Origin of the sequence: Mumia sp. ZJ1417 (assembly GCF_014127285.1) — a bacterium.
GTDB lineage: Bacteria > Actinomycetota > Actinomycetes > Propionibacteriales > Nocardioidaceae > Mumia.
Genome location: NZ_CP059901.1, coordinates 1,538,698 through 1,557,308 on the forward strand (window position 1 = coordinate 1,538,698; position 18,611 = coordinate 1,557,308).

Genomic DNA, 18,611 nt, shown 5'->3' on the forward strand with positions numbered 1-18,611 from the left:
TCGCGTGTCCCAGAACTCCCCGCAAGCAGCCACGTCGATGCCCGAGATCGCAGGGTTCGGGCGCCGGCTCGCCGCCTTGGTGCTCGACTGGGTCGTCGCGATGCTGACCGTCTCCATCGTGACCTCGACCCCCGTCTACGGGCCGGACGCGACCGCCTCAGCGTGGGTGCTGTTCGCGTTCTGGATCGAGGTGTCGCTCCTCGACGGAACCCTCGGGTTCTCGATCGGCAAGCGGGTGACCGGGATCTGCGTCGTCGGCCCGAACGGGCGTCCGATCGGCCTGCGCGCCTTCGTCCGTACTGCGCTCCTGTGCCTGGTCGTGCCGCCGCTCCTCCAGAACAAGGAGGGTCGGGGCCTGCACGACGTGGTCGCGGGCTCGGTGATCACCTACATTCGTCCGCGCACCACCGCCGAGTAGGGCCCGCTGGCGCGCCCTTGCCCGACCGCCGAGATCAGCGGCCCTGCATCATCCGGCGTGCGCCCTTGCCGCTGGTCGGCACGGGACCGCGAGGCAGCGGCGCCTGCGGACGCATCGCGTCGAGCGCTTTGAGCTTGTTGAGGATCGGCGTGATCTGCGCCGGCTTGAGCACACGCTTGGACTTGCGCAGCTTGTTGACCAGTTTGGGGAGGGGAACCTCGCCTTTGTCGGTGTCCTTGCCCACGACGATCAGCGTGATCGGCACCTCCTCGCCGACGATGCGCGCGGTCTTCTTGCGCTCAGTCGTCAGGAGGTTGCGGACGCGACCGGGGTTGCCCTCGCCCACAAGGACGATGCCGGGCGGGCCGACGACGCGGTGGACGACGTCCTGGCTCTTGGTGAAGGCGACCGCCTGGTCGACCTTCCATCCACGCTTGAGCATGCCGAGCGCGCCGGCAGCAGCGCCGACCTGGCCCTCGACCTGAGCGTACGCGGCCTTTTCGGCGCGGCGCCCGAAGACGATCAGGGCGGCGAGCACACCGGTGAGGACCGACAGCAGCGAGGTGAGGACGATCCCGAGCAGTCCACCGCCGCCGCCGAGGAACCAGCCGAGCGCGAACACGGCGCCGCCGACGACGAGGAACCACGCCAGCAGGCGCAGTCCGATCGTACGGTCGGCGCGCTTGGTGATCTTGTAGGCGGCCCGGATCTGGGCGATGCGGCCCTCCGGCTGCGACTCAGGAGTGGACATGCGCCCAGGATACCGGTCGGGCGTCAGCGCGATACGGCGGAGCGGGCCTCGATCGCCTGGTGGTACAGACGCCCGGCGCGGTACGAGGAACGGACCAGCGGGCCGGAGAGCACACCCGCGAAGCCGATCTCCTCGGCCTCGGCTCCCATTTCGACGAACTCCTCCGGCTTCACCCAGCGCTCGACGGGGTGGTGCAGGGGAGAGGGGCGGAGGTACTGGGTGATCGTCAGCAGCTCGCAGCCGGCGTCGTGCAGGTCGCGCATGGCCTGCGACACCTCGTCGCGGGTCTCGCCCATCCCGAGGATGAGGTTGGACTTCGTGACGAGCCCGTACGCCCGCGCCTGCGTCAGCACGTCGAGCGAGCGCTCGTAGCGGAACGCCGGACGGATCCGCTTGAAGATCCGTGGGACGGTCTCGACGTTGTGCGCCAGCACCTCGGGGCGGGACGCGAAGACCTCCTCGAGCAGCTCCGGCGTGCCGTTGAAGTCGGGGATGAGGTTCTCGACGCCCGTGTCCGGGTTGAGCTCGTGGATCTTGCGGACGGTCTCGGCGTAGAGCCACGCGCCGCCGTCGGGCAGGTCATCGCGCGCGACTCCGGTGATCGTGGCGTAGCGCAGGCCCATGGTGCGGACGCTCTCGGCGACCCGGCGGGGCTCGTCGCGGTCGAGCGGCGCCGGCTTGCCGGTGGCGATCTGGCAGAAGTCGCAGCGTCGCGTGCACTCCTCGCCGCCGATGAGGAAGGTGGCCTCGCGGTCTTCCCAGCACTCGTAGATGTTGGGACAGCCCGCCTCCTGGCAGACCGTGTGCAGTCCCTCGGACTTCACGAGCTGTTTGAGCTCGGTGTACTCGGGGCCCATCTTGGCCCGGGTCTTGATCCAAGCCGGCTTCTTCTCGATCGGGGTCTCGGCGTTGCGAGCCTCCAGCCGGAGCAGCTTGCGTCCTTCGGGTGCGAGCGTCACGTGACTCACCCTACGCGCCGTCCGGTGATCGCAAGGGGGCGGTCAGGCGAGGTGCGACGCGAGCCCGTACGAGACAGCTCCTGAGATGGCGACGTGCGCGAGATCGGGGCTTGGCGTGTACGGCTGCCACGACAGCAGCTCGCGCAGGTGCGGTTCGAGAGCGTCGGCGACCTCGGTCGTGGTGACCGTACGGGCGAGCTCGAGGCTCAGCGACGTGACTCCGGCGTCGGCGATGCCGCACGGCACGATCTTGTCGAACCACCTCATGTCGACGCACGCGTTGAGAGCGAGCCCGTGCATGGTCACGCCACCGGCGACGCGGATGCCGATCTGGCCGAGCTTGCGCTCGGGTCCACGCTCGTCGGCGGCGACCCACACTCCGGACCGCCCCTCGACGCGCCCGCAAGTGACGCCGAGGTCGGCGACGGTACGGATCATCGCCTCCTCCACGCGGCGGACGTAGTCGACGACGAGGACGTGCGGGGGGAGCTTCACGATCGGGTAGCCGACGAGCTGCCCGGGGCCGTGGAAGGTGATGTTGCCGCCGCGGTCGATGTCGACGACGAGGCTGCCGTCGCGGGGACGTTCCCAGTCTTCGGTGCGCTTGCCGGCGGTGAAGACCGGGGCGTGCTCGAGGAAGAGCGCGATGTCGCCGCCCGTGTCGGCGACGCGGTCGGCGTGCAGTGCGCGCTGCAGCGCCCACATCTCCTCGTAGTCGGTCTCCTCGGACCCGAGCCCGATCCTGCGGACCTCCAGCGCACTCACGCAGTCACCCTAACGCGGCGCGCTCGTCGCCTGGCCTGTGGACGACGGGCGCGGACAGGTGCACGATCGCGCGATGCTGGCGCGATGGATCCCGTGAGCCTGGTGTGCGCGGTGGTGATCGCCGCCGGCGCGGTCACGCAGAGCGCCGGCTGGATGGAGCGGTTGGCGGTGCTCGACGACGGGCGGTCGGCCGCGTTCGTCCGCGCCGACCCGAGCCTCCTCGACGACGTGTACGCGCCGGGCAGCCGGCTCCGGGACGACGACGAGCGTCTCGTACGGGGCTACGCCGCCCGCGGCCTCGAGATCGCCGACGTGCGGTTCGAGGTGCTGCGGTTCGGCGTCGAGAGCGAGTCGCCGACCCGTACGGTCCTGCGGGTGGTCGACCGCCTCCAGCCCGTCCGCGTCCGGCACCCGGGCGGTGCCTGGCGGACGCTGCCGAGCGACGGCGCGACGGACCGCCGCATCGTGCTCGTCCGTACGCCCGCAGGCTGGCGCATCTCGGCGACGGAGCGACTGGCCGGGTGACCAGCGGCGATGCGACGGAATGCGTTGAGACGTGACACCCGACGACGTTAGGGTGTGGCGGGGTGAGACGCCCCTGATCGCGCCCCACACCGACGGAGGACCCCTGTGACGAGCCGACGACCCCGGTGGTTCGCCGCTGTCGCCCTGGCCGCAGCCCTGACTCTCAGCGCGTGCGGCTCCGACGACGAGGGCTCGGGCCTCGAGGCGGCGGCGTCGGCCAGTCCGTCCGCCGAGGCGAGCGAGGACGCGGACGGCTTCACCGCTGAGGAGCGCGAGGTCGTCGACGCGGTGCACGCCTATGCGTCCGCCATCTTCGCGCGCGGCGCGGAGCCGGTCGCCGAGTCCCTCAAGGGCAAGGTCACCGACCAGCTCTACGCACAGGTCGTGCGGGACGAGCAGGGTCTGACGGAGAAGGTGGGCAAGCACCGCATCGGCGAGGCCGTGTTCACCCCCTCCGCCGTGACGATCACCGCAGGAACGGCCGAAGCGCAAGGGTGCCTGGACGCGACCAACGCCTTCATCGTCGACAAGGGCCAGTCGGAGGCAGGCGCAGGCGCGATCGGCGGAGCGCGCAGCCCCCTCACCATCCAGCTCGAGCGAGTCGACGATGCATGGTTGGTCGCCACACCGAAGGTCAAGGAGGGGTCGTGCTGAATCTCGTGTCACGAACGATCATCGCGTTGGTCGTGTCGGCGGCCGCCACGATCGGCGTCTCGGTCCTCTCATCCGCGCCGGCATGGAGTGCCGAGCCTGTCTGCACCCCTCCGGCTGTTGCAGAGTGGACCGGGCTCGGCTACAAGTGCGTGATCCCCGGGGGCGGGGGGCCAGGGCAGCCAGGTGACCCAGGTGACGGCGGCACGCCGGCCGAGCCGACGTGCGACGTCAGCGGCATGAGTCCGGACGACTGGGCCGGCCGGAAGCCGAGTGCGGTCTACTGCGTGGGCGCGAATCCGTGCATCGACGTCGTCGCCCTTCCACCCGTCGCCCTTCCCGACGGCGAGAAGCCGAACGAGGAGTCCGAGGCGCGCGTGCAGGTCTGCCTGATCAACGGGATGCACCAGTGGGGTGCGGCCTACTGGTCTGACGATGAGCCCGAGGTGCCGTCGTTGCTCGAGCAGGCCCTGGAGGCGGTCGGCAACATCGACCTCGCGACACCGGTCATCCAGATCAGCCCCCAGAACCGCACGATCGTCAACCTCGACACGTGGTTCTGGGCCACCGGTCAGCAGCAGAACCAGACGGGGTCGTCGGCGTTCGGGCTCGTCGCCATCGCGACGTTCGAGCACCTGGTGGTGACCACGGGGGACGGGACCACCCTCACGTGTGAGGCCGCCTCGACGCGTGAGGAGGCGCAGACGAACTGCCGCCACGCCTACAACCGCGCGTCCGTCGGTGGGAGCGAGAGTGTCGATGGCCGCCCCGCCTACGCCGTGACGGCTGAGTCCGTCTACAGCCTGAGCTTCGAGGTCAACGGCACACCCGTCGCGAACATCGAGGGCGCGCCTGCCACGCTCACGAGCCCGACCGCGACCGCCGCGCTGCGGGTCGACGAGGTGCAGTCGGTCGTCACCCCGGGCGACTGACGAGCGAGGCTCTCAAGCGGCCGATTGCCCCTTCGCATCGAGGGCGGTCGCGACGACGTCGCGTACGTCCCGGTCGGCGAAGGTAAAGCCCCCCTCCTCGAGCTTGCGCGGCGTCGCCCGCAGCGACCCGAGGGCGAGAGCCGAGAGCCCTCCGAGCGCGAGGCGCATCGCGAGGGACGGGAGAGGGATCATCGAAGGCCGGTGGAGCGCTCCGGCCAGCACACGGGTGAACTCGGCGTTGGTCGCGGGCTCTGGGGCGACGAGGTTGTACGGGCCCGAGGCGTCGGCGTCCTCAGCGAGGAACGTGACGGCCCCGAGCCAGTCGCGCAGGCTGATCATGGGGAAGTACTGCTGCCCAGAACCGAGCCGTCCGCCCACGCCGAGCCGGAACGGCAGCGCGACCACCCGCAGGAGGCCGCCCGAGCGGTCGAGGACCGGCGCCGTACGGAGGAAGCACACCCGCGCGCCTGCCGCGATCGCCGGAGCTGCTGACGCCTCCCAGGCCTCGACGACGTCGGCGAGAAAACCTGGACCGCGGGGCGTCCCCTCGACGAGAAGCGTGTCGCCACGGTCCTCCCCGTACGCGTTGATGCCGCTCCCGGACAGCAGGGCCGGCGGCTGAGGCGCGCGGGCGACCGCCTCGGCGATCGTGGTCGTGGTGCTCACCCGCGAGTCGAGGAGCTCACGTCGGTACGAGGGCGTCCACGGCCAGTGCGCGATCGCGGCGCCGGACAGGTTCACGACGACGTCGGAGGCATCGATCACCGCCTGGTCGACCTCTCCGACATCAGGGTCCCAGTGTGACTCGTCGGGACCGTCGGGCTCGCGGCGGACGTGACTGACGACCGTGTGGCCCTGCGCTCGAAGCCGCGCTGCCAGCGCGTTGCCGAGAAAGCCGGATGCCCCGCACACACAGAACCGCATGCCCCCATCTTGGCCGGGGCATGCGGTTCTGTCCGTTTGGTGGCGGACGCCGGGCGTCAGCCCAGCTCGTCCTCGAAGGCACCGGCCTCGAGGCGCTTCTTGACCGTCGTCACGAAGCGGCCGGCGTCGGCACCGTCGACGAGACGGTGGTCGTACGTCAGCGGGAGGTAGGCCATCGCACGGATCGAGAGCGTGTCGTTGCCGTCGACGTCGCTCACCACGACCGGCCGCTTGACGACCGCGCCGGTCGCCAGCATCGCTGCCTGCGGCTGCACGATGATCGGCGTGTCGAACAGACCGCCGAACGAGCCGATGTTGGTGACGGTGAACGTGCCACCCGAGAGCTCGTGCGGCTTGATGTTGCCGCTGCGTGCCCGGGTGGCGAGGTCGTTGATCCGCTGTGCGAGGCCCGCGAGGCTCAGGTCACCGGCGTCGTGGACGACGACCGACAGCAGACCGCGCTCGGTGTCGACGGCGATGCCGAGGTTGATCGCCGCGTGGTAGGTGATCTCCTTGGCGTCCTCGTCGTACGAGGCGTTGATGTTCGGGTGCGCCTTGAGCGCCTCGACCGTCGCCTTGGCGATGAACGGGAGGTAGGTCAGCTTGACACCCTCGCGCTCGAGGAACGACGCCTTGTGCCTCGCGCGCAGCGCCGCGATCCGGGTGAGGTCGACCTCGTGGACCTGCGTGAGCTGCGCCGCGACCTGGAGGGACTCCTTGGTCTTGATCGCGGTGAGCTGACGGATGCGGTTCGCCTTCTGGACCGTACCGGCGAGACCGGACAGGTCGCGGTCGGCGGCGGCGGGTGCAGCAGCGGCGGCGGGAGCGGGAGCTGCCTCCTCCTCCTTGGCCTTCGCGGCAGCGGCGGCAGCCTCCTTGGCCTTGGCCGAGGCGTCGAGCACGTCCTGCTTGCGGATACGACCGCCGACGCCGGTGCCCTCGACGTCGTCGAGTGCGACACCTTCGCGCTCAGCGAGCTTGCGGACGATCGGCGTCACGTACTGACGGCCGTCAGGCTTGACGGCGCTCGGTGCGCTCGGTGCGCTCGTCGGTGCGGCGGGCTCGGACTGTGCCGGAGCGGCCGGAGCGGCGGGCTGAGCCTGTACGGAGGCCGCGGGCTCGGGCTCGGGCTCAGCGGCGGGCTCGGGCTCAGCGGCGGGCTCGGGCTCAGCGGCGGGCTCGGGCTCAGCGGCGGGCTCGGGCTGCGATGCCGGGGCCGACGGCGCGCTCGCGGCCTGCGGGGCAGCACCTGCCGCGCCGATGAGCGCGAGCTGGGCGCCGACCTCGATGGTCTCGTCCTCGGCAGCGGAGATCTCCAGGAGCGTCCCTGCGACGGGCGACGGGATCTCGGTGTCGACCTTGTCGGTAGAGACCTCGAGCAGCGGCTCGTCGACGGCGACCTCGTCGCCGACCTGCTTCAGCCAGCGCGTGACCGTACCCTCGGTGACGCTCTCGCCGAGCTCGGGGAGGGTGACCGGCGTGGCGTCGCCCGAGTCGGCCGGCGCGGCCTCGGCGGCGGGCGCCTCCTGCTCCTGCTCAGCGGCCACCGCGGGGGTCGCCTCGGTCTGCGGGGGAGTGCTGGCCTCGCCGGCGGGCTCCTCGGGGGCCTGATCTTCCGCGGCAGGCTCCTCGGGCGTCTCCTCTGCGGGGGCCTCGCTGGCCGGAGCGGCGTCGCCCGTGGACTCGCCCTCCTCACCGATCGTCGCGAGCACGGCGCCGACCTCGACGGTCTCGTCCTCGGCGGCGGCGATCTCGAGGAGGACGCCGGCGACCGGCGACGGGATCTCGGTGTCGACCTTGTCAGTGGACACCTCCAGCAGCGGCTCGTCGACAGCGACCGTCTCGCCGACCTGCTTCAGCCAGCGCGTGACGGTCCCTTCGGTGACGCTCTCTCCGAGCTCTGGAAGCGTGACGGGCGTTGCCATGGGTGACCCCTGTCTTGATCTCAGGCGTGTGCGTGGAGTGGTGACCCGGCGAGCGCCAGTGCGGCTTCGCCGAGAGCTTCGTTCTGGGTGGGGTGGGCGTGCATGTAGGCGGCGACGTCCTCGGGGAACGCGTCCCAGTTCACCCACAAGGATGCCTCGCCGACCTGCTCGCCGATCCGGGACCCGATCATGTGGACCCCGAGGATGGGGCCGTCGGCCTCACGGACGACCTTGACGAGGCCGGCCGAGCGGAGGATCTGCGTCTTGCCGTTGCCGGCGAGGTTGTACTCGTACGTGGTGACCGCGTCGTCACCGTACGCCGCGCGAGCCTGCTCCTCGGTGAGTCCGACCGAGGCCAGCTCAGGCTCGCAGTAGGTCACGCGGGGGATGCCCGCGTCGACCACCGGCCGCGGTGCGCGCCCCGCGATCTCCTCGGCGACGAAGAGGCCGTGGGCGAACCCCCGGTGGGCGAGCTGGAGCCCCGGGACGACGTCGCCGACGGCGTACACGCCCTCGACCGAGGTCCGGAGCCGCTCGTCGGTGACGACGAAGCCGCGCTCGAGCGTGATGCCGTGGTCGGCGAGCCCGAGCCCCTCCGTACGGGGACCGCGGCCGACGGCGACCAGGACGAGATCGGCCTCGAGGACGTCCCCGCCCTCGAGAGTCACGAACGCGGAGGACTCGTCCTGCTTGACGCCGGTGATCGACGTGCCCGTCCGGAAGGCGATGCCGCGCTTGCGGAACGCGCGCTCGAGCTGCGTCGACAGGGTCGCGTCCTCCGCCGGCACGAGCCGGGAGAGTGCCTCGACGATGGTGACGTCGGCGCCGAACGAGCGCCAGACCGACGCGAGCTCGACACCGATGACGCTCCCGCCGACCACGACCACGCTGCGCGGCACCTCGGTTAGCGCGAGCGCCCCGTCAGACGTGACGACACGGCCGCCGATCTCGACGTCAGGAAGTGTGCGGGCGTACGAGCCGGTGGCGACCACGAGGTTCTTGCCGGTCACGACGGTGTCGCCGACGGCGACCGATCGCGGGCCGACCAGTCGTCCCGTGCCCGTGACGACGTCGACCTCGGCACCACGGATCAGACCTTGCAGGCCGCGGTAGAGGCGGTCGACCACACCGGTGCGGTACGCGTTGACTGCGGGCATGTCGACGCCCTCGAACGTGGCCCGGACACCGAAGGCGGCCGAGTCGCGGGCCGCGTCGGCGACCTCGGCGGCGTGCAGCAGCGCCTTGGTCGGGATGCAGCCCTGGTGGAGGCACGTGCCGCCGAGCTTGTCCTGCTCGACGAGTGCGACGCTCAGCCCGAGCTGGCGGGCACGGAGCGCCGTCGCATAACCGCCGCTACCGCCACCGAGCACGACAACGTCGTGCTCATGAGGGGCGGGCTGGGTCACGAAAGGCCTCCGGATGGTGTCGCCGGCGAGGTCATCGCCGCTTCTGACGCCCCTCATCTTGTCACTGCGCACAAGGGGGTGCACACGTGGGGGCGCTACCCGCCGGTACGGCAGACTGGAGGTAAGAGCACGCCGCAGCAGCGCCGTCCCGACCTGCAGGAGCACACCCGATGGGCCTCTTCCGCCGCAAGAAGCAAAGCCGTACCGGCGGTGGCGCCGTGGTGTCCGACAGGGCTGCCGACGCGACCGATCGCGCGCACCTCGAGAAGTTCATCGCGTCACGGGCGGGAGTCGAGGGGTTCGTCGAGCCGCCGACCGCGGTCTCGCAGGTCACGCTGCTGCTGGTCTCCAAGGACGGTGAGTGGACGCGGCGTCGCGTCCCCTCGGCCGCGTGGGCCCATGACTTCGGCAACAAGCACCAGGTGCCGACGTACGACGCTGCCGTCGTCGGCTATCCGCAGCGCATGCGTGAGTACAACCGCCGGGTCGCCGCCCAGCGCAAGCGCCGCGACCGCGAGGCCTCCGAGGGCTGACCCGGCGGGTCGCACTCAGTCGATCTTCTTGGCGAGGCTCTCTGCCAGGCCGACGAGGGTACGGACGCTGGCGCCTGTGCCGCCCTTCGGCACCTCGTCGTACGCGCCCGCGTCATTGAACGCCGGGCCCGCGATGTCGAGGTGTGCCCACGTCGTCTCGCCGACGAACTGCTGAAGGAACGCCGCGGCGAACAGTGCGCCGCCGGCCGGCTTCGGGTTGTGCTGGCGGAGGTCGGCGATGTCGGAGCTCTTGACGCGGCTCTTCACCTCGTCAGTGATCGGGAGCGGCCAGAAGGCCTCGCCGACCGACTCGCCGATCTCGACGACCTGACCACGCAGCGCGTCGTCGTTGCCGAGGACACCGGCGGTGCGCTCGCCGAGCGCGACGATGCACGCCCCGGTGAGGGTCGCGACGTCGACGAGGACGTCCGGCTCGGCCTCGTTCGCGAGGACGAGCGCGTCGGCGAGGACGAGCCGGCCCTCGGCGTCGGTGTTGTGCACCTCGACCGTCGTCCCGCCTCGGATCTCCAGCACGTCACCGGGGCGCAGCGCGGAGCCGCTGGGCATGTTCTCGGCCATCGGCGCGACGCACGTGACACGGACCGGCAGCTCGAGCGCGGCGATGGCGAGCGTCGCCGCGATCACCGAAGCGGCTCCGGCCATGTCGCACTTCATCGTCATCATGCTCGCGCCGGGCTTGAGGCTGAGGCCGCCGGAGTCGAACGTGATGCCCTTGCCGACCAGCGCCAGGTGGGCGGCGGGATTCTTGGGCTTGTACGTGAGCTGGACGATCCGTGGCGGGTGGGTCGAGCCTTGGCCGACGCCGAGGACGCCTCCGCAGCTCTCCTTGGCCAGACGTGCCTCGTCCCAGACGGTGACCTTGACCCCGGGAACGTCCTTGGCCGCCTCGGTGACCGCGTCGGCGAACGCGGCGGGCGTGAGGTCGCCCGGCCCGGTGTTGACCCAGTCGCGCGTCAGGTTGACGGACGCGGCCGTCGTGACGCCGGCGTCGAGCGCGGCGATCGCGTCGGCGTCGCGTGACAGGCGGGTCAGGATCACGATCGCGTTGGGGCGGTCGGCCGCCTCCTCGCGGTCTTCGTCCCGTGTCCGGTAGCGGTCGAACCGGTATCCGCCCAGCAGCGCTCCCTCGGCGATCGCCCGTACGGCACCGGCGTCCGCGGTCGGCAGCGCGAAGGTCACGGTCGAGGCGTTGTGGACTGCCTTGACCGCCTTCGCGGAGGCCTTGCGCAGGACGGTCGGGGTGGGGTCGTCCCCGAGCCCGACGGCGATCACCGTCGCGGCCTTGATCACGCCGGCGGTCGGGATCACCGCCAGGTCGCCTGTCTTGCCGCGGAATCCGAGCGCGGTCAGCGTCGGCTTGAAGGACCGGCCGAAGGCGAGCGCCACCGAGTCTGCGGGTGCGACCGCCTTGAGGTCTGGGCCGACTCCGATGACGACCACGTCCGCGCGGGTCGAGGCGGGGGAGGCGGAGCTGAGGGTGAACGAGGGCTCTGCATGCTTCGAGGCCATGCCCGCCACCCTACCGAGGGTCGGGATAGGTTCTGGGCATGACGCTTGCCCAGTCGCCCCTGCACCGCCGCCACCTCGATCTCGGAGCGAAGCTCGCGGAGTTCGGAGGGTGGGAGATGCCGCTGGAGTACGCGGGCGGGGGAGTCCTCGCTGAGCACAAGGCCGTACGGGAGGCCGTGGGCGTGTTCGACGTCAGCCACCTCGGCAAGGTCACCGTGCAGGGTTCCGGTGCCGTCGACTACCTCGACGGGTGCTTCACGAACGCGCTAGGGCGGATCGGTGCGGGGCAGGCGCAGTACACGCTGTGCTGCGACGACGACGGGGGTGTCGTCGACGACCTCATCGTCTACCGGCGCGCAGACGACGACGTGCTGCTGATCCCGAACGCCGCGAACACGGCCGAGGTCGTGCGCCGCCTCCGCGAGGGTGCGCCCGAGGGCCTGACGATCACCGATCGGCACCACGACTTCGCCGTCCTCGCCGTCCAGGGACCGCACAGCGACGAGACGCTGGCCGCGATCGGACTCCCCGTCTCGCACGACTACATGTCGTACGCGGAGGCCGAGCTCGGCGGCGAGGCGGTCACGGTCTGCCGTACGGGCTACACCGGCGAGCGCGGGTACGAGCTCGTGGTCCCCGCCGCAGCCGCGCTTGCCGCCTGGGACGCGATCATGGCTGCCGGCGAGGCGTACGACATCCGTGCGTGCGGGCTCGGCGCCCGCGACACCCTCCGTACGGAGATGGGATATCCGCTGCACGGGCAGGACCTCTCGCGCGACATCTCGCCCGTGATGGGCCGAGTCGGGTGGGCCGTCGGCTGGGACAAGCCGCAGTTCTGGGGCCGCGACACGCTGCTCGCGCAGCGGGCGGCCGGCGAGGTGCCGCTGCTGCGGGGGCTGGTCGCCGCCGGGCGTGGCATCGCCCGACCCGGGATGGCCGTCGCGGCGGGCGGTGCCGAGATCGGCCGCGTGACGTCGGGGACGTTCTCGCCGACCCTTCGCAAAGGTGTCGCGCTCGCGCTGCTCGACCGACGTGTCGCGGTGGGCGACGAGGTGACGGTCGACGTGCGCGGCCGTACGGAGACCTTCGTCGTGACCGCGCCCCCGTTCGTGGAGTCCTCGACCCGCTGAGCGACGTACCACCGCCCGTGCCGCGGCGCGGACGCCGTACGCCCTAGGCTGCGGGCATGGTGTGGACCTGGCGCTTCGAGACCGCTGACGGAACTCCCGTGACCCCGGAGGACGACGGCGGCACGTTCGCCAGCCGTGGCGACGCCGAGTCGTGGGTGGGTGAGGTCTACGCGGACCTGGCCGACCACGGGATCGACCAGGTCACGCTCTTCGAGGACGGCCGCCGGGTGTTCGGACCGATGTCACTCCACCCGTAGGGCGAGCCTCAGTACGACTCGCCGTGTGAGACCTGCGGCTTCGGCAGCCGCAGGCGACGGATCTGGGTGCTGCGCATGATCGCGTACGTGGTGAGCCCGCGCGTGCTCGCGTCGGGGAACTTCGCGGCGACCTCGCGCTTGACGCGGCGCACCAGGAGGAACGAGTCGACGATCGTGCCGAGGATGACCGTGACCCACAAGACGTAGATCGCGAGGATCGCCCACGGGGCGCGGACGAGGCTCACGAGCAAGATGATGACGAGGATCGGCATGAGGTACTCACCGACGTTGCGGCGCGAGTCGACGACGTTGCGGACGAGCCTGCGGACCGGCCCCTTGTCGCGCGGCGGCAGGTAGCGGTCGTCGCCGGTCGTCATCGCCTCGCGGATCTTGACGCGGTCCTTGGAACGGCGCTCCCGCTCGGCGCGAGCGGTGTCCTTGCGTGACGCGGGCGTCTTCAGCGCCGCCTTGCGGGCCGCCTCCGCCTCCTTGCGGGTGGGGGTCGGGCGTCCCTTGCCGTCCGGCTTCGGCTCGGGGGCGGGCTGCTCGTGGCTGGCGTCGTACTCGTTCTTGCGTCGGAACACTGGTGCCTCGGGTCGTCGGGATCGGGCCGCGGACGTCTGACGGCCAGGCCGTCGCGGCAGCGGGGGATGCCCCGAGACTACCTGTCGTCCTCCGGTGCCAGAAGGTCACCGCTGCCCGTAAGGTGGGGGGAACAGCGATCTTGTGAAGGGGACAGACTCCACGATGGGCATCATGAAGCGGATGGGCATGGTCTTCCGCAGCAAGGCCAACGCAGCGCTCGACAAGGCGGAGGATCCGCGCGAGACGCTCGACTACAGCTACCAGAAGCAGCTCGAGCTGCTTCAGAAGGTCCGTCGTGGGGTGGCCGACGTCGCGACCAGCCGCAAGCGGGTCGAGCTGCAGATCAACCAGCTGCAGCAGCAGTCGACCAAGCTCCAGGACCAGGCCAAGAAGGCGCTCGCCGCCAATCGCGAGGATCTCGCACGGGAGGCGCTGACCCGCCGCTCGGGTCTGGAGCAACAGATCGCCGACCTCAACACCCAGCACGCGTCGCTGCAGGCGGAGGAGGAGAAGCTCACCCTCGCGTCCAAGAGGCTCCAGGCAAAGGTCGAGTCCTTCCGTACCCGCAAGGAGACGATCAAGGCGACCTACACCGCCGCGGAGGCGCAGACGCGCATCACCGAGGCCTTCTCCGGCATCTCCGAGGAGATGGGCGACGTCGGTCTCGCGGTGCAGCGTGCCGAGGACAAGACGGCGCAGATGCAGGCCCGTGCCGGAGCCGTCGACGAGCTGCTCGCCTCCGGTGCCCTCGACGACGTCACCGCCGGCCCGAACGACGACATCAGCCGCGAGCTGGACGCGCTCGCCTCGACGTCGAGCGTGGACGCCGAGCTCGAGGCGATGAAGCACCAGCTCGGCACCGGCGCTGAGAAGCCCGCACTCGGCGCCTCCGAGGCCACCGAGAAGAAGCAGGAGGGCCAGGCGTGATCGTCCGGATCATGTCCGAGGGCCAGTTCGAGGTCGCTGACGACGCGCTCGACCGCCTCAACGGACTCGACGACGCTGTCGAGGCGGCCGTGGCCGCACACGACGAGGAGGCGTTCGGCGACGCGCTGACCAACCTCCTCGATCTCGTCCGGCAGATCGGCAAGGAGGTGCCGGACGAGGAGCTCGTCGAGTCCGACCTCGTCCTGCCGCCCTCTGACGCCTCGCTCGCCGAGGTCGAGGACCTGCTCGGGGCTGACGGCTTCATTCCTGGCTGACGCAGCATTCCTGGCTGACGTCGCTGACACCCGTACGACGGACGTTCCCGCGGCGGCCCCGCGGGAACGTCCGAGGCGTGTCGTGCGTTGAAGCGTGACAGGCGGCCCTCTACCCCCGAGGGCCTTGAGAGAGGGAACATGTCGAGGACGAGATTCCGCAGCGATGCAGGTCTGACCCGCCGGATGGGCGCGGTCAGCCTGGGACTCGTGGCGCTCTACCTGGCGTTCGGCGCCGTGCTGATCACCGTGATGCCCAACGCCGCCCTGGCCGCGGTGATCGTGGTCGGGATGGCATGGGCCCAGTGGTACTTCTCGGACAAGCTCGCGCTCGCCTCGATGGGTGCGCGGGTCGTCACTCCTGAGCAGGCACCCGAGCTGCACGGCATGATCGACCGCCTCTGCGCGCTGGCCGACATGCCGAAGCCGGCCGTCGCCATCGCCGACACCGACCTTCCCAACGCCTTCGCGACGGGGCGCTCGCCGAGCCACTCGGCCATCTGCGTGACGACCGGCATCCTGCGGCGCCTCGACGCCGAGGAGTTGGAGGGGGTGCTGAGCCACGAGCTCGCCCACGTCGCCAACCGCGACGTCTCGGTGATGACCGTGGCGTCGTCGCTCGGTCTCCTCGCCGGGTTCCTGATCCGCTGGTTCCCGTTCATGGGCAACAGCCGCGACCGCAACAACAACACCGCACTGATGTTCCTCGTCGTCTGGATCGCCAGCCTCATCGCGTACTTCATCAGCTTCCTGCTGACGCGGGCCCTGTCGCGCTACCGCGAGCTGAGCGCGGACCGGTCGGGCGCCTACCTCACGGGCAAGCCTTCGGCTCTCGCGTCGGCACTGACCAAGATCACCGGTGACATGGGACGCATCCCGAGCAAGGATCTGCGCCAGGTCGAGAACATGAGCGCGTTCTTCTTCGCGACCCCGGCCTTCTCCCGCGACACGCTCGCCGGCCTGATGAGCTCCCACCCGCCCGTCGAGAAGCGCCTCGAGCAGCTCGCCCAGATCTCGGCCGACCTCGGCCGCCCCCTCTGAGGCCGCGATGGGCTTCTGGGACTCCTTGATGGGCCGCTCCAAGCCGGTCCAGGCCAACCTCGACGCGCTCTTCAGCCTTCCGTCGGCGGCGATCACCCTCGAGGCCGCGGCCGGCATCAAGCCGACCGGCATCGGGTCGGTCTGCTACCGCCAGACCGAGGGCGCCGCCTTCAGCACCATGCAGGCGGACGTGCAGGAGCTGCTCGACGCCGACGGCGGGCCGCAGGTCGAGCGGTCGGTCGACTCGTACGGGTTCACCTGGCTGGTCGTCCGCCACGACCCGGAGGACGTGGGCGGCCTCGTCACCGACCTCCACGCCGTCAACAGCACGCTCGTCGACAACGGGTTCGGCCCGCAGCTGCTCTGCTCGGTGGTCGACTTCACGACGAGCGACGGCCGGCCCGTCGGGCTGGTCTACCTCTTCAAGCGTGGGACGTTCTATCCGTTCGTCCCGGTCGCCGAGCCCCGGCGCGACAACGCGCTCGAGCTTCAGGTCCGCGGGATCGTCAGCGACGACCTCCCGGTCGAGAAGGACCTCGGCCGGTGGCTCGCCATCTGGGGCGCTCCCGGGCTCGGTGGAGGCAGTCGATAGATTCGACCGTGGCGCGCCTGAGACCGTCGACGCGCCGTCGACCACGTCTTGCGAGGACACCCCATGAGCATCGACACCCTTGATCGTGATGCGCTCGGCACCCTGCTGTCGACGCAGCGCGCGGCGTACGAAGAGCTGCGTTCGCGCGGCCTGTCGCTCGACATCACGCGGGGCAAGCCGTCGCCCGAGCAGCTGGATCTGTCGCAGGCGCTGCTCGCGCTGCCGGGTGAGGCCGACTACCGCGCGGCAGACGGCACCGACACGCGCAACTACGGCGGCCTCGACGGGCTCGTCGAGCTGCGCGAGATCTTTGCCGAGCTGCTCGGCATCCCCGTCGCGCAGCTGCTCGCGCAAGGCAGCTCGAGCCTGACGCTGATGCACGACACCCTCGTCTGGGCGCTGCTCCACGGCTTCGCCGAGTCGCCGCGCCCGTGGGCGGCTGAGGAGACGGTGCGCTTCCTGTGCCCGGTGCCCGGGTACGACCGTCACTTCGCGCTGCTGGAGTCGTTCGGCATCGAGATGATCCCCGTCGACATGGACGACGACGGCCCCGACGTCGACCAGGTTGCCGCGCTCGTCGCCGCTGACCCGACGATCAAAGGGATGTGGCTCGTCCCCACGTACGCCAACCCCACCGGTGGCGTCACGTCCCCCGAGGTCGCCGCACGCCTGATGGCGATGCCCGCGGCCGCGCCCGACTTCCGTATCTTCTGGGACAACGCGTACGCGGTCCACCACCTGAGCGACGACGAGGCCAAGACCGCCGACGTGCTGAGCCTCGCTGCTGCCGGTGGACACCCCGACCGGGTGCTCGTGTTCGCGTCGACCTCCAAGATCACGTTCGCCGGGGCAGGGGTGGCCTTCTTCGGCAGCTCGCCGGCAAACGTCTCGTGGTTCAAGAGCCACCTCAAGTTCGGCTCGATCGGTCCGGACAAGGTCAACCAGCTGCGTCACGTACGACTCTTCGGCGATGCTGACGGCGTGCGGGCGCTGATGCGCCAGCACCGCGCCCTGCTCGCGCCGAAGTTCGCGGCCGTCGAGGAGGTGCTCAGCGAGCGCCTCGGCTCGTACGACGTCGCGACCTGGACGCGCCCGTCCGGCGGCTACTTCGTGAGTCTCGACGTCGTCGACGGCACCGCCTCGCGCGTGGTCGAGCTCGCCAAGGGCGTGGGCGTGGCCCTGACCCCGGCCGGGGCGTCGTTCCCGTACGGCAAGGACCCGCGCGACCGCAACATCCGCATCGCGCCCTCGTTCCCGACCATCGACGACGTCCGGACTGCGATGGACGTCCTGGCGACGTGCGTGCTGCTGGCCGCCGCCGAGAAGGCTCTGGCCTGATCCCGTGCGGGTGCTCGTCGCTCCGGGCGCCTTCGCGGGCGCGCTGAGCGCGTCCGCGGCAGGGGAGGCCATCGCGTCAGGCTGGTCCCGTACGGCGCCCGGTGACGTCCTCGACATCGTCCCGATGTCTGGCGCGGGGCGCGGCTTCGTCGACGCGCTGCACGCGTCGGTGGGCGGTGAGCGGACCGAGGTCGACGTGCGAGGCCCGTTGGGCGGCCCCGTACGCGGCCTGATGCTGCTCGCCGACGACGGCCGTCGTACGGCCTTCGTGGAGTCCGCGTCGGCGTGCGGTCCGCATGTCGCCGTCCGGCGAGCTCCTCTCGAAGCGACGAGCGCGGGTGTGGGTGACCTGATCGCGGCCGCACTCGAGGCCGGCGCCCAGCGCATCGTCGTGGGCCTCGGCGACAGCGCGACGACGGACGGCGGCGCGGGCATGCTGAGCGCGCTCGGCGCTCGCGCAGATGTGCCTCTCGCGGCAGGCCCGGGGGGCTTGGCAGGCGTCTCCGCGGTCGATCTCGGCCCCGTACGGGAGCGGATCGGCCCGACCGAGCTGGTCGTCGCGACCGACGTCGGCAGCCCGATGCTGGGGCTCTTCGGGGCCGTACGGTCGGACGGACCGGGCAAGGGCCTCGACGACGCAGCAGTCGCCCGTGTCGACACGATCCTCGACGCGTTCGTGGTCGCGGTCTGCGGGCCCGGCCCGGCGCAGCGGCGCGTCGCCGACGCCGCCGGAGCAGGCGCTGCCGGCGGTCTCGGGTTCGCCCTCCAGGTCCTGGGGGCCACGAGCGTGCCGGGCGTCGCGGCGGTGGCCGACCTGGTGGGCCTGCAGGCTGCGGCGCGGGCGACTGACGTGGTCCTCACCGGCGTGGACGCCTACGACGTGACCTCTCGCGAGGGCACCGTGGTCTACGGGGTCGCAGCCGTCGCAGGCGCGGCCCTGAGGCCGTGCGTGGTGTTGGCCGACCGCGTGGAGGTGGGGGCGAGGGAGCGCCGCGCGATGGGCGTCGAGGCGGCGTACGCGACGGCGGACCTGCTGGGGGAGCAGGCTGGTGACGACGCAGGAGAGAGGCTCGCCCGGCTGGCCGAGCGCATCGCGCGTACGTGGTCGCAGGTCTGACACCCAGCGGCCGTTCCCCGGACGAGCGGTCAC

21 protein-coding genes are annotated in these 18,611 nt (G+C 71.1%); 13 read left to right on the forward strand and 8 right to left on the reverse strand.

Annotation, left to right across the window (positions count from 1 at the left end; translation table 11 throughout):
- Positions 1-4 precede the first annotated feature (4 nt).
- Positions 5-418 (forward strand): RDD family protein, encoded by a 414-nt coding sequence (locus H4N58_RS07415; protein ID WP_167008188.1) that lies wholly within the window; start codon positions 5-7, stop codon positions 416-418.
- A 34-nt stretch (positions 419-452) separates the two neighbouring features.
- Here the strand turns inward: H4N58_RS07415 and H4N58_RS07420 are convergent, their stop codons facing one another.
- From H4N58_RS07420 to lipB, 3 genes are read right to left on the reverse strand one after another with little or no spacing between them, the layout of a single operon-like run.
- A complete protein-coding gene (locus H4N58_RS07420) occupies positions 453-1,169 on the reverse strand; it encodes a DUF4191 domain-containing protein (protein ID WP_167008191.1) in 717 nt (238 codons plus the stop codon).
- A 23-nt stretch (positions 1,170-1,192) separates the two neighbouring features.
- Positions 1,193-2,128, reverse strand: coding sequence for a lipoyl synthase (gene lipA / locus H4N58_RS07425; protein WP_167008194.1), 936 nt, complete (start codon positions 2,126-2,128; stop codon positions 1,193-1,195).
- Positions 2,129-2,170: 42 nt separating this feature from the next.
- Complete coding sequence (gene lipB, locus H4N58_RS07430) at positions 2,171-2,893, reverse strand: lipoyl(octanoyl) transferase LipB (RefSeq protein ID WP_167251915.1); 723 nt, start codon at positions 2,891-2,893, stop codon at positions 2,171-2,173.
- 84 nt (positions 2,894-2,977) lie between these two features.
- On the opposite strand from lipB, the gene H4N58_RS07435 reads away from it, so the two are divergent.
- The 3 genes from H4N58_RS07435 (at position 2,978) to H4N58_RS07445 (ending at position 5,001) form a co-directional block, all read left to right on the forward strand.
- On the forward strand, positions 2,978-3,418 hold the full coding sequence (locus H4N58_RS07435; protein WP_167008200.1) for a hypothetical protein: 441 nt from the start codon (positions 2,978-2,980) through the stop codon (positions 3,416-3,418).
- Positions 3,419-3,523: 105 nt separating this feature from the next.
- Positions 3,524-4,072, forward strand: a complete 549-nt coding sequence (locus tag H4N58_RS07440; protein ID WP_167251765.1) for a hypothetical protein — start codon at positions 3,524-3,526, stop codon at positions 4,070-4,072.
- Positions 4,066-5,001 (forward strand): hypothetical protein, encoded by a 936-nt coding sequence (locus tag H4N58_RS07445; RefSeq protein WP_167251914.1) that lies wholly within the window; start codon positions 4,066-4,068, stop codon positions 4,999-5,001. The genes H4N58_RS07440 and H4N58_RS07445 overlap by 7 nt, the downstream gene beginning before the upstream one ends.
- 12 nt (positions 5,002-5,013) lie before the next feature.
- On the opposite strand, the gene H4N58_RS07450 is transcribed toward H4N58_RS07445, so the two are convergent.
- Genes H4N58_RS07450 through lpdA form a run of 3 tightly spaced genes read right to left on the reverse strand, consistent with a single transcriptional unit; the run spans position 5,014 to position 9,256 of the window.
- A complete protein-coding gene (locus tag H4N58_RS07450; protein WP_167251913.1) occupies positions 5,014-5,925 on the reverse strand; it encodes a TIGR01777 family oxidoreductase in 912 nt (303 codons plus the stop codon).
- 56 nt (positions 5,926-5,981) lie between these two features.
- Positions 5,982-7,850 carry a 2-oxoglutarate dehydrogenase, E2 component, dihydrolipoamide succinyltransferase gene (gene sucB / locus H4N58_RS07455; protein WP_167251912.1) on the reverse strand — a complete coding sequence of 623 codons (1,869 nt, stop codon included), beginning with the start codon at positions 7,848-7,850 and terminating at the stop codon, positions 5,982-5,984.
- A 20-nt stretch (positions 7,851-7,870) separates the two neighbouring features.
- A complete protein-coding gene (gene lpdA, locus H4N58_RS07460; RefSeq protein ID WP_243845179.1) occupies positions 7,871-9,256 on the reverse strand; it encodes a dihydrolipoyl dehydrogenase in 1,386 nt (461 codons plus the stop codon).
- A gap of 170 nt (positions 9,257-9,426) precedes the next feature.
- On the opposite strand from lpdA, the gene H4N58_RS07465 reads away from it, so the two are divergent.
- Positions 9,427-9,789 carry a hypothetical protein gene (locus H4N58_RS07465; protein WP_167251910.1) on the forward strand — a complete coding sequence of 121 codons (363 nt, stop codon included), beginning with the start codon at positions 9,427-9,429 and terminating at the stop codon, positions 9,787-9,789.
- 15 nt (positions 9,790-9,804) lie between these two features.
- Here H4N58_RS07465 and H4N58_RS07470 read toward each other — a convergent pair whose 3' ends face one another.
- The gene (locus H4N58_RS07470; protein WP_167251909.1) at positions 9,805-11,319 is read right to left on the reverse strand and encodes a leucyl aminopeptidase; all 1,515 of its coding nucleotides are present in this window, start codon (positions 11,317-11,319) and stop codon (positions 9,805-9,807) included.
- A gap of 38 nt (positions 11,320-11,357) precedes the next feature.
- Between H4N58_RS07470 and gcvT the strand changes: the two genes are divergently transcribed.
- Both gcvT and H4N58_RS07480 read left to right on the forward strand, forming a co-directional pair.
- Complete coding sequence (gene gcvT / locus H4N58_RS07475; protein WP_167251908.1) at positions 11,358-12,449, forward strand: glycine cleavage system aminomethyltransferase GcvT; 1,092 nt, start codon at positions 11,358-11,360, stop codon at positions 12,447-12,449.
- Between the two features lie 56 nt (positions 12,450-12,505).
- Positions 12,506-12,706: a hypothetical protein gene (locus H4N58_RS07480; protein WP_167008222.1), complete on the forward strand. Its 201-nt coding sequence runs from the start codon at positions 12,506-12,508 to the stop codon at positions 12,704-12,706.
- Positions 12,707-12,714: 8 nt separating this feature from the next.
- On the opposite strand, the gene H4N58_RS07485 is transcribed toward H4N58_RS07480, so the two are convergent.
- A complete protein-coding gene (locus H4N58_RS07485) occupies positions 12,715-13,290 on the reverse strand; it encodes a DUF3043 domain-containing protein (protein ID WP_167008224.1) in 576 nt (191 codons plus the stop codon).
- Between the two features lie 163 nt (positions 13,291-13,453).
- On the opposite strand from H4N58_RS07485, the gene H4N58_RS07490 reads away from it, so the two are divergent.
- From H4N58_RS07490 to H4N58_RS07515, 6 genes are all read left to right on the forward strand, one after another.
- Positions 13,454-14,218, forward strand: coding sequence for a PspA/IM30 family protein (locus H4N58_RS07490; RefSeq protein ID WP_208322510.1), 765 nt, complete (start codon positions 13,454-13,456; stop codon positions 14,216-14,218).
- Positions 14,215-14,493 (forward strand): hypothetical protein, encoded by a 279-nt coding sequence (locus H4N58_RS07495; protein WP_139088294.1) that lies wholly within the window; start codon positions 14,215-14,217, stop codon positions 14,491-14,493. The genes H4N58_RS07490 and H4N58_RS07495 overlap by 4 nt, the downstream gene beginning before the upstream one ends.
- A gap of 138 nt (positions 14,494-14,631) precedes the next feature.
- A complete protein-coding gene (gene htpX, locus H4N58_RS07500; RefSeq protein WP_167008226.1) occupies positions 14,632-15,531 on the forward strand; it encodes a zinc metalloprotease HtpX in 900 nt (299 codons plus the stop codon).
- Positions 15,532-15,538: 7 nt separating this feature from the next.
- Positions 15,539-16,123, forward strand: coding sequence for a hypothetical protein (locus tag H4N58_RS07505; protein WP_167008228.1), 585 nt, complete (start codon positions 15,539-15,541; stop codon positions 16,121-16,123).
- 63 nt (positions 16,124-16,186) lie between these two features.
- Positions 16,187-17,461 (forward strand): aminotransferase class I/II-fold pyridoxal phosphate-dependent enzyme, encoded by a 1,275-nt coding sequence (locus tag H4N58_RS07510; protein ID WP_167008231.1) that lies wholly within the window; start codon positions 16,187-16,189, stop codon positions 17,459-17,461.
- Between the two features lie 4 nt (positions 17,462-17,465).
- On the forward strand, positions 17,466-18,578 hold the full coding sequence (locus tag H4N58_RS07515) for a glycerate kinase (protein WP_167251907.1): 1,113 nt from the start codon (positions 17,466-17,468) through the stop codon (positions 18,576-18,578).
- Positions 18,579-18,611: the final 33 nt, after the last annotated feature.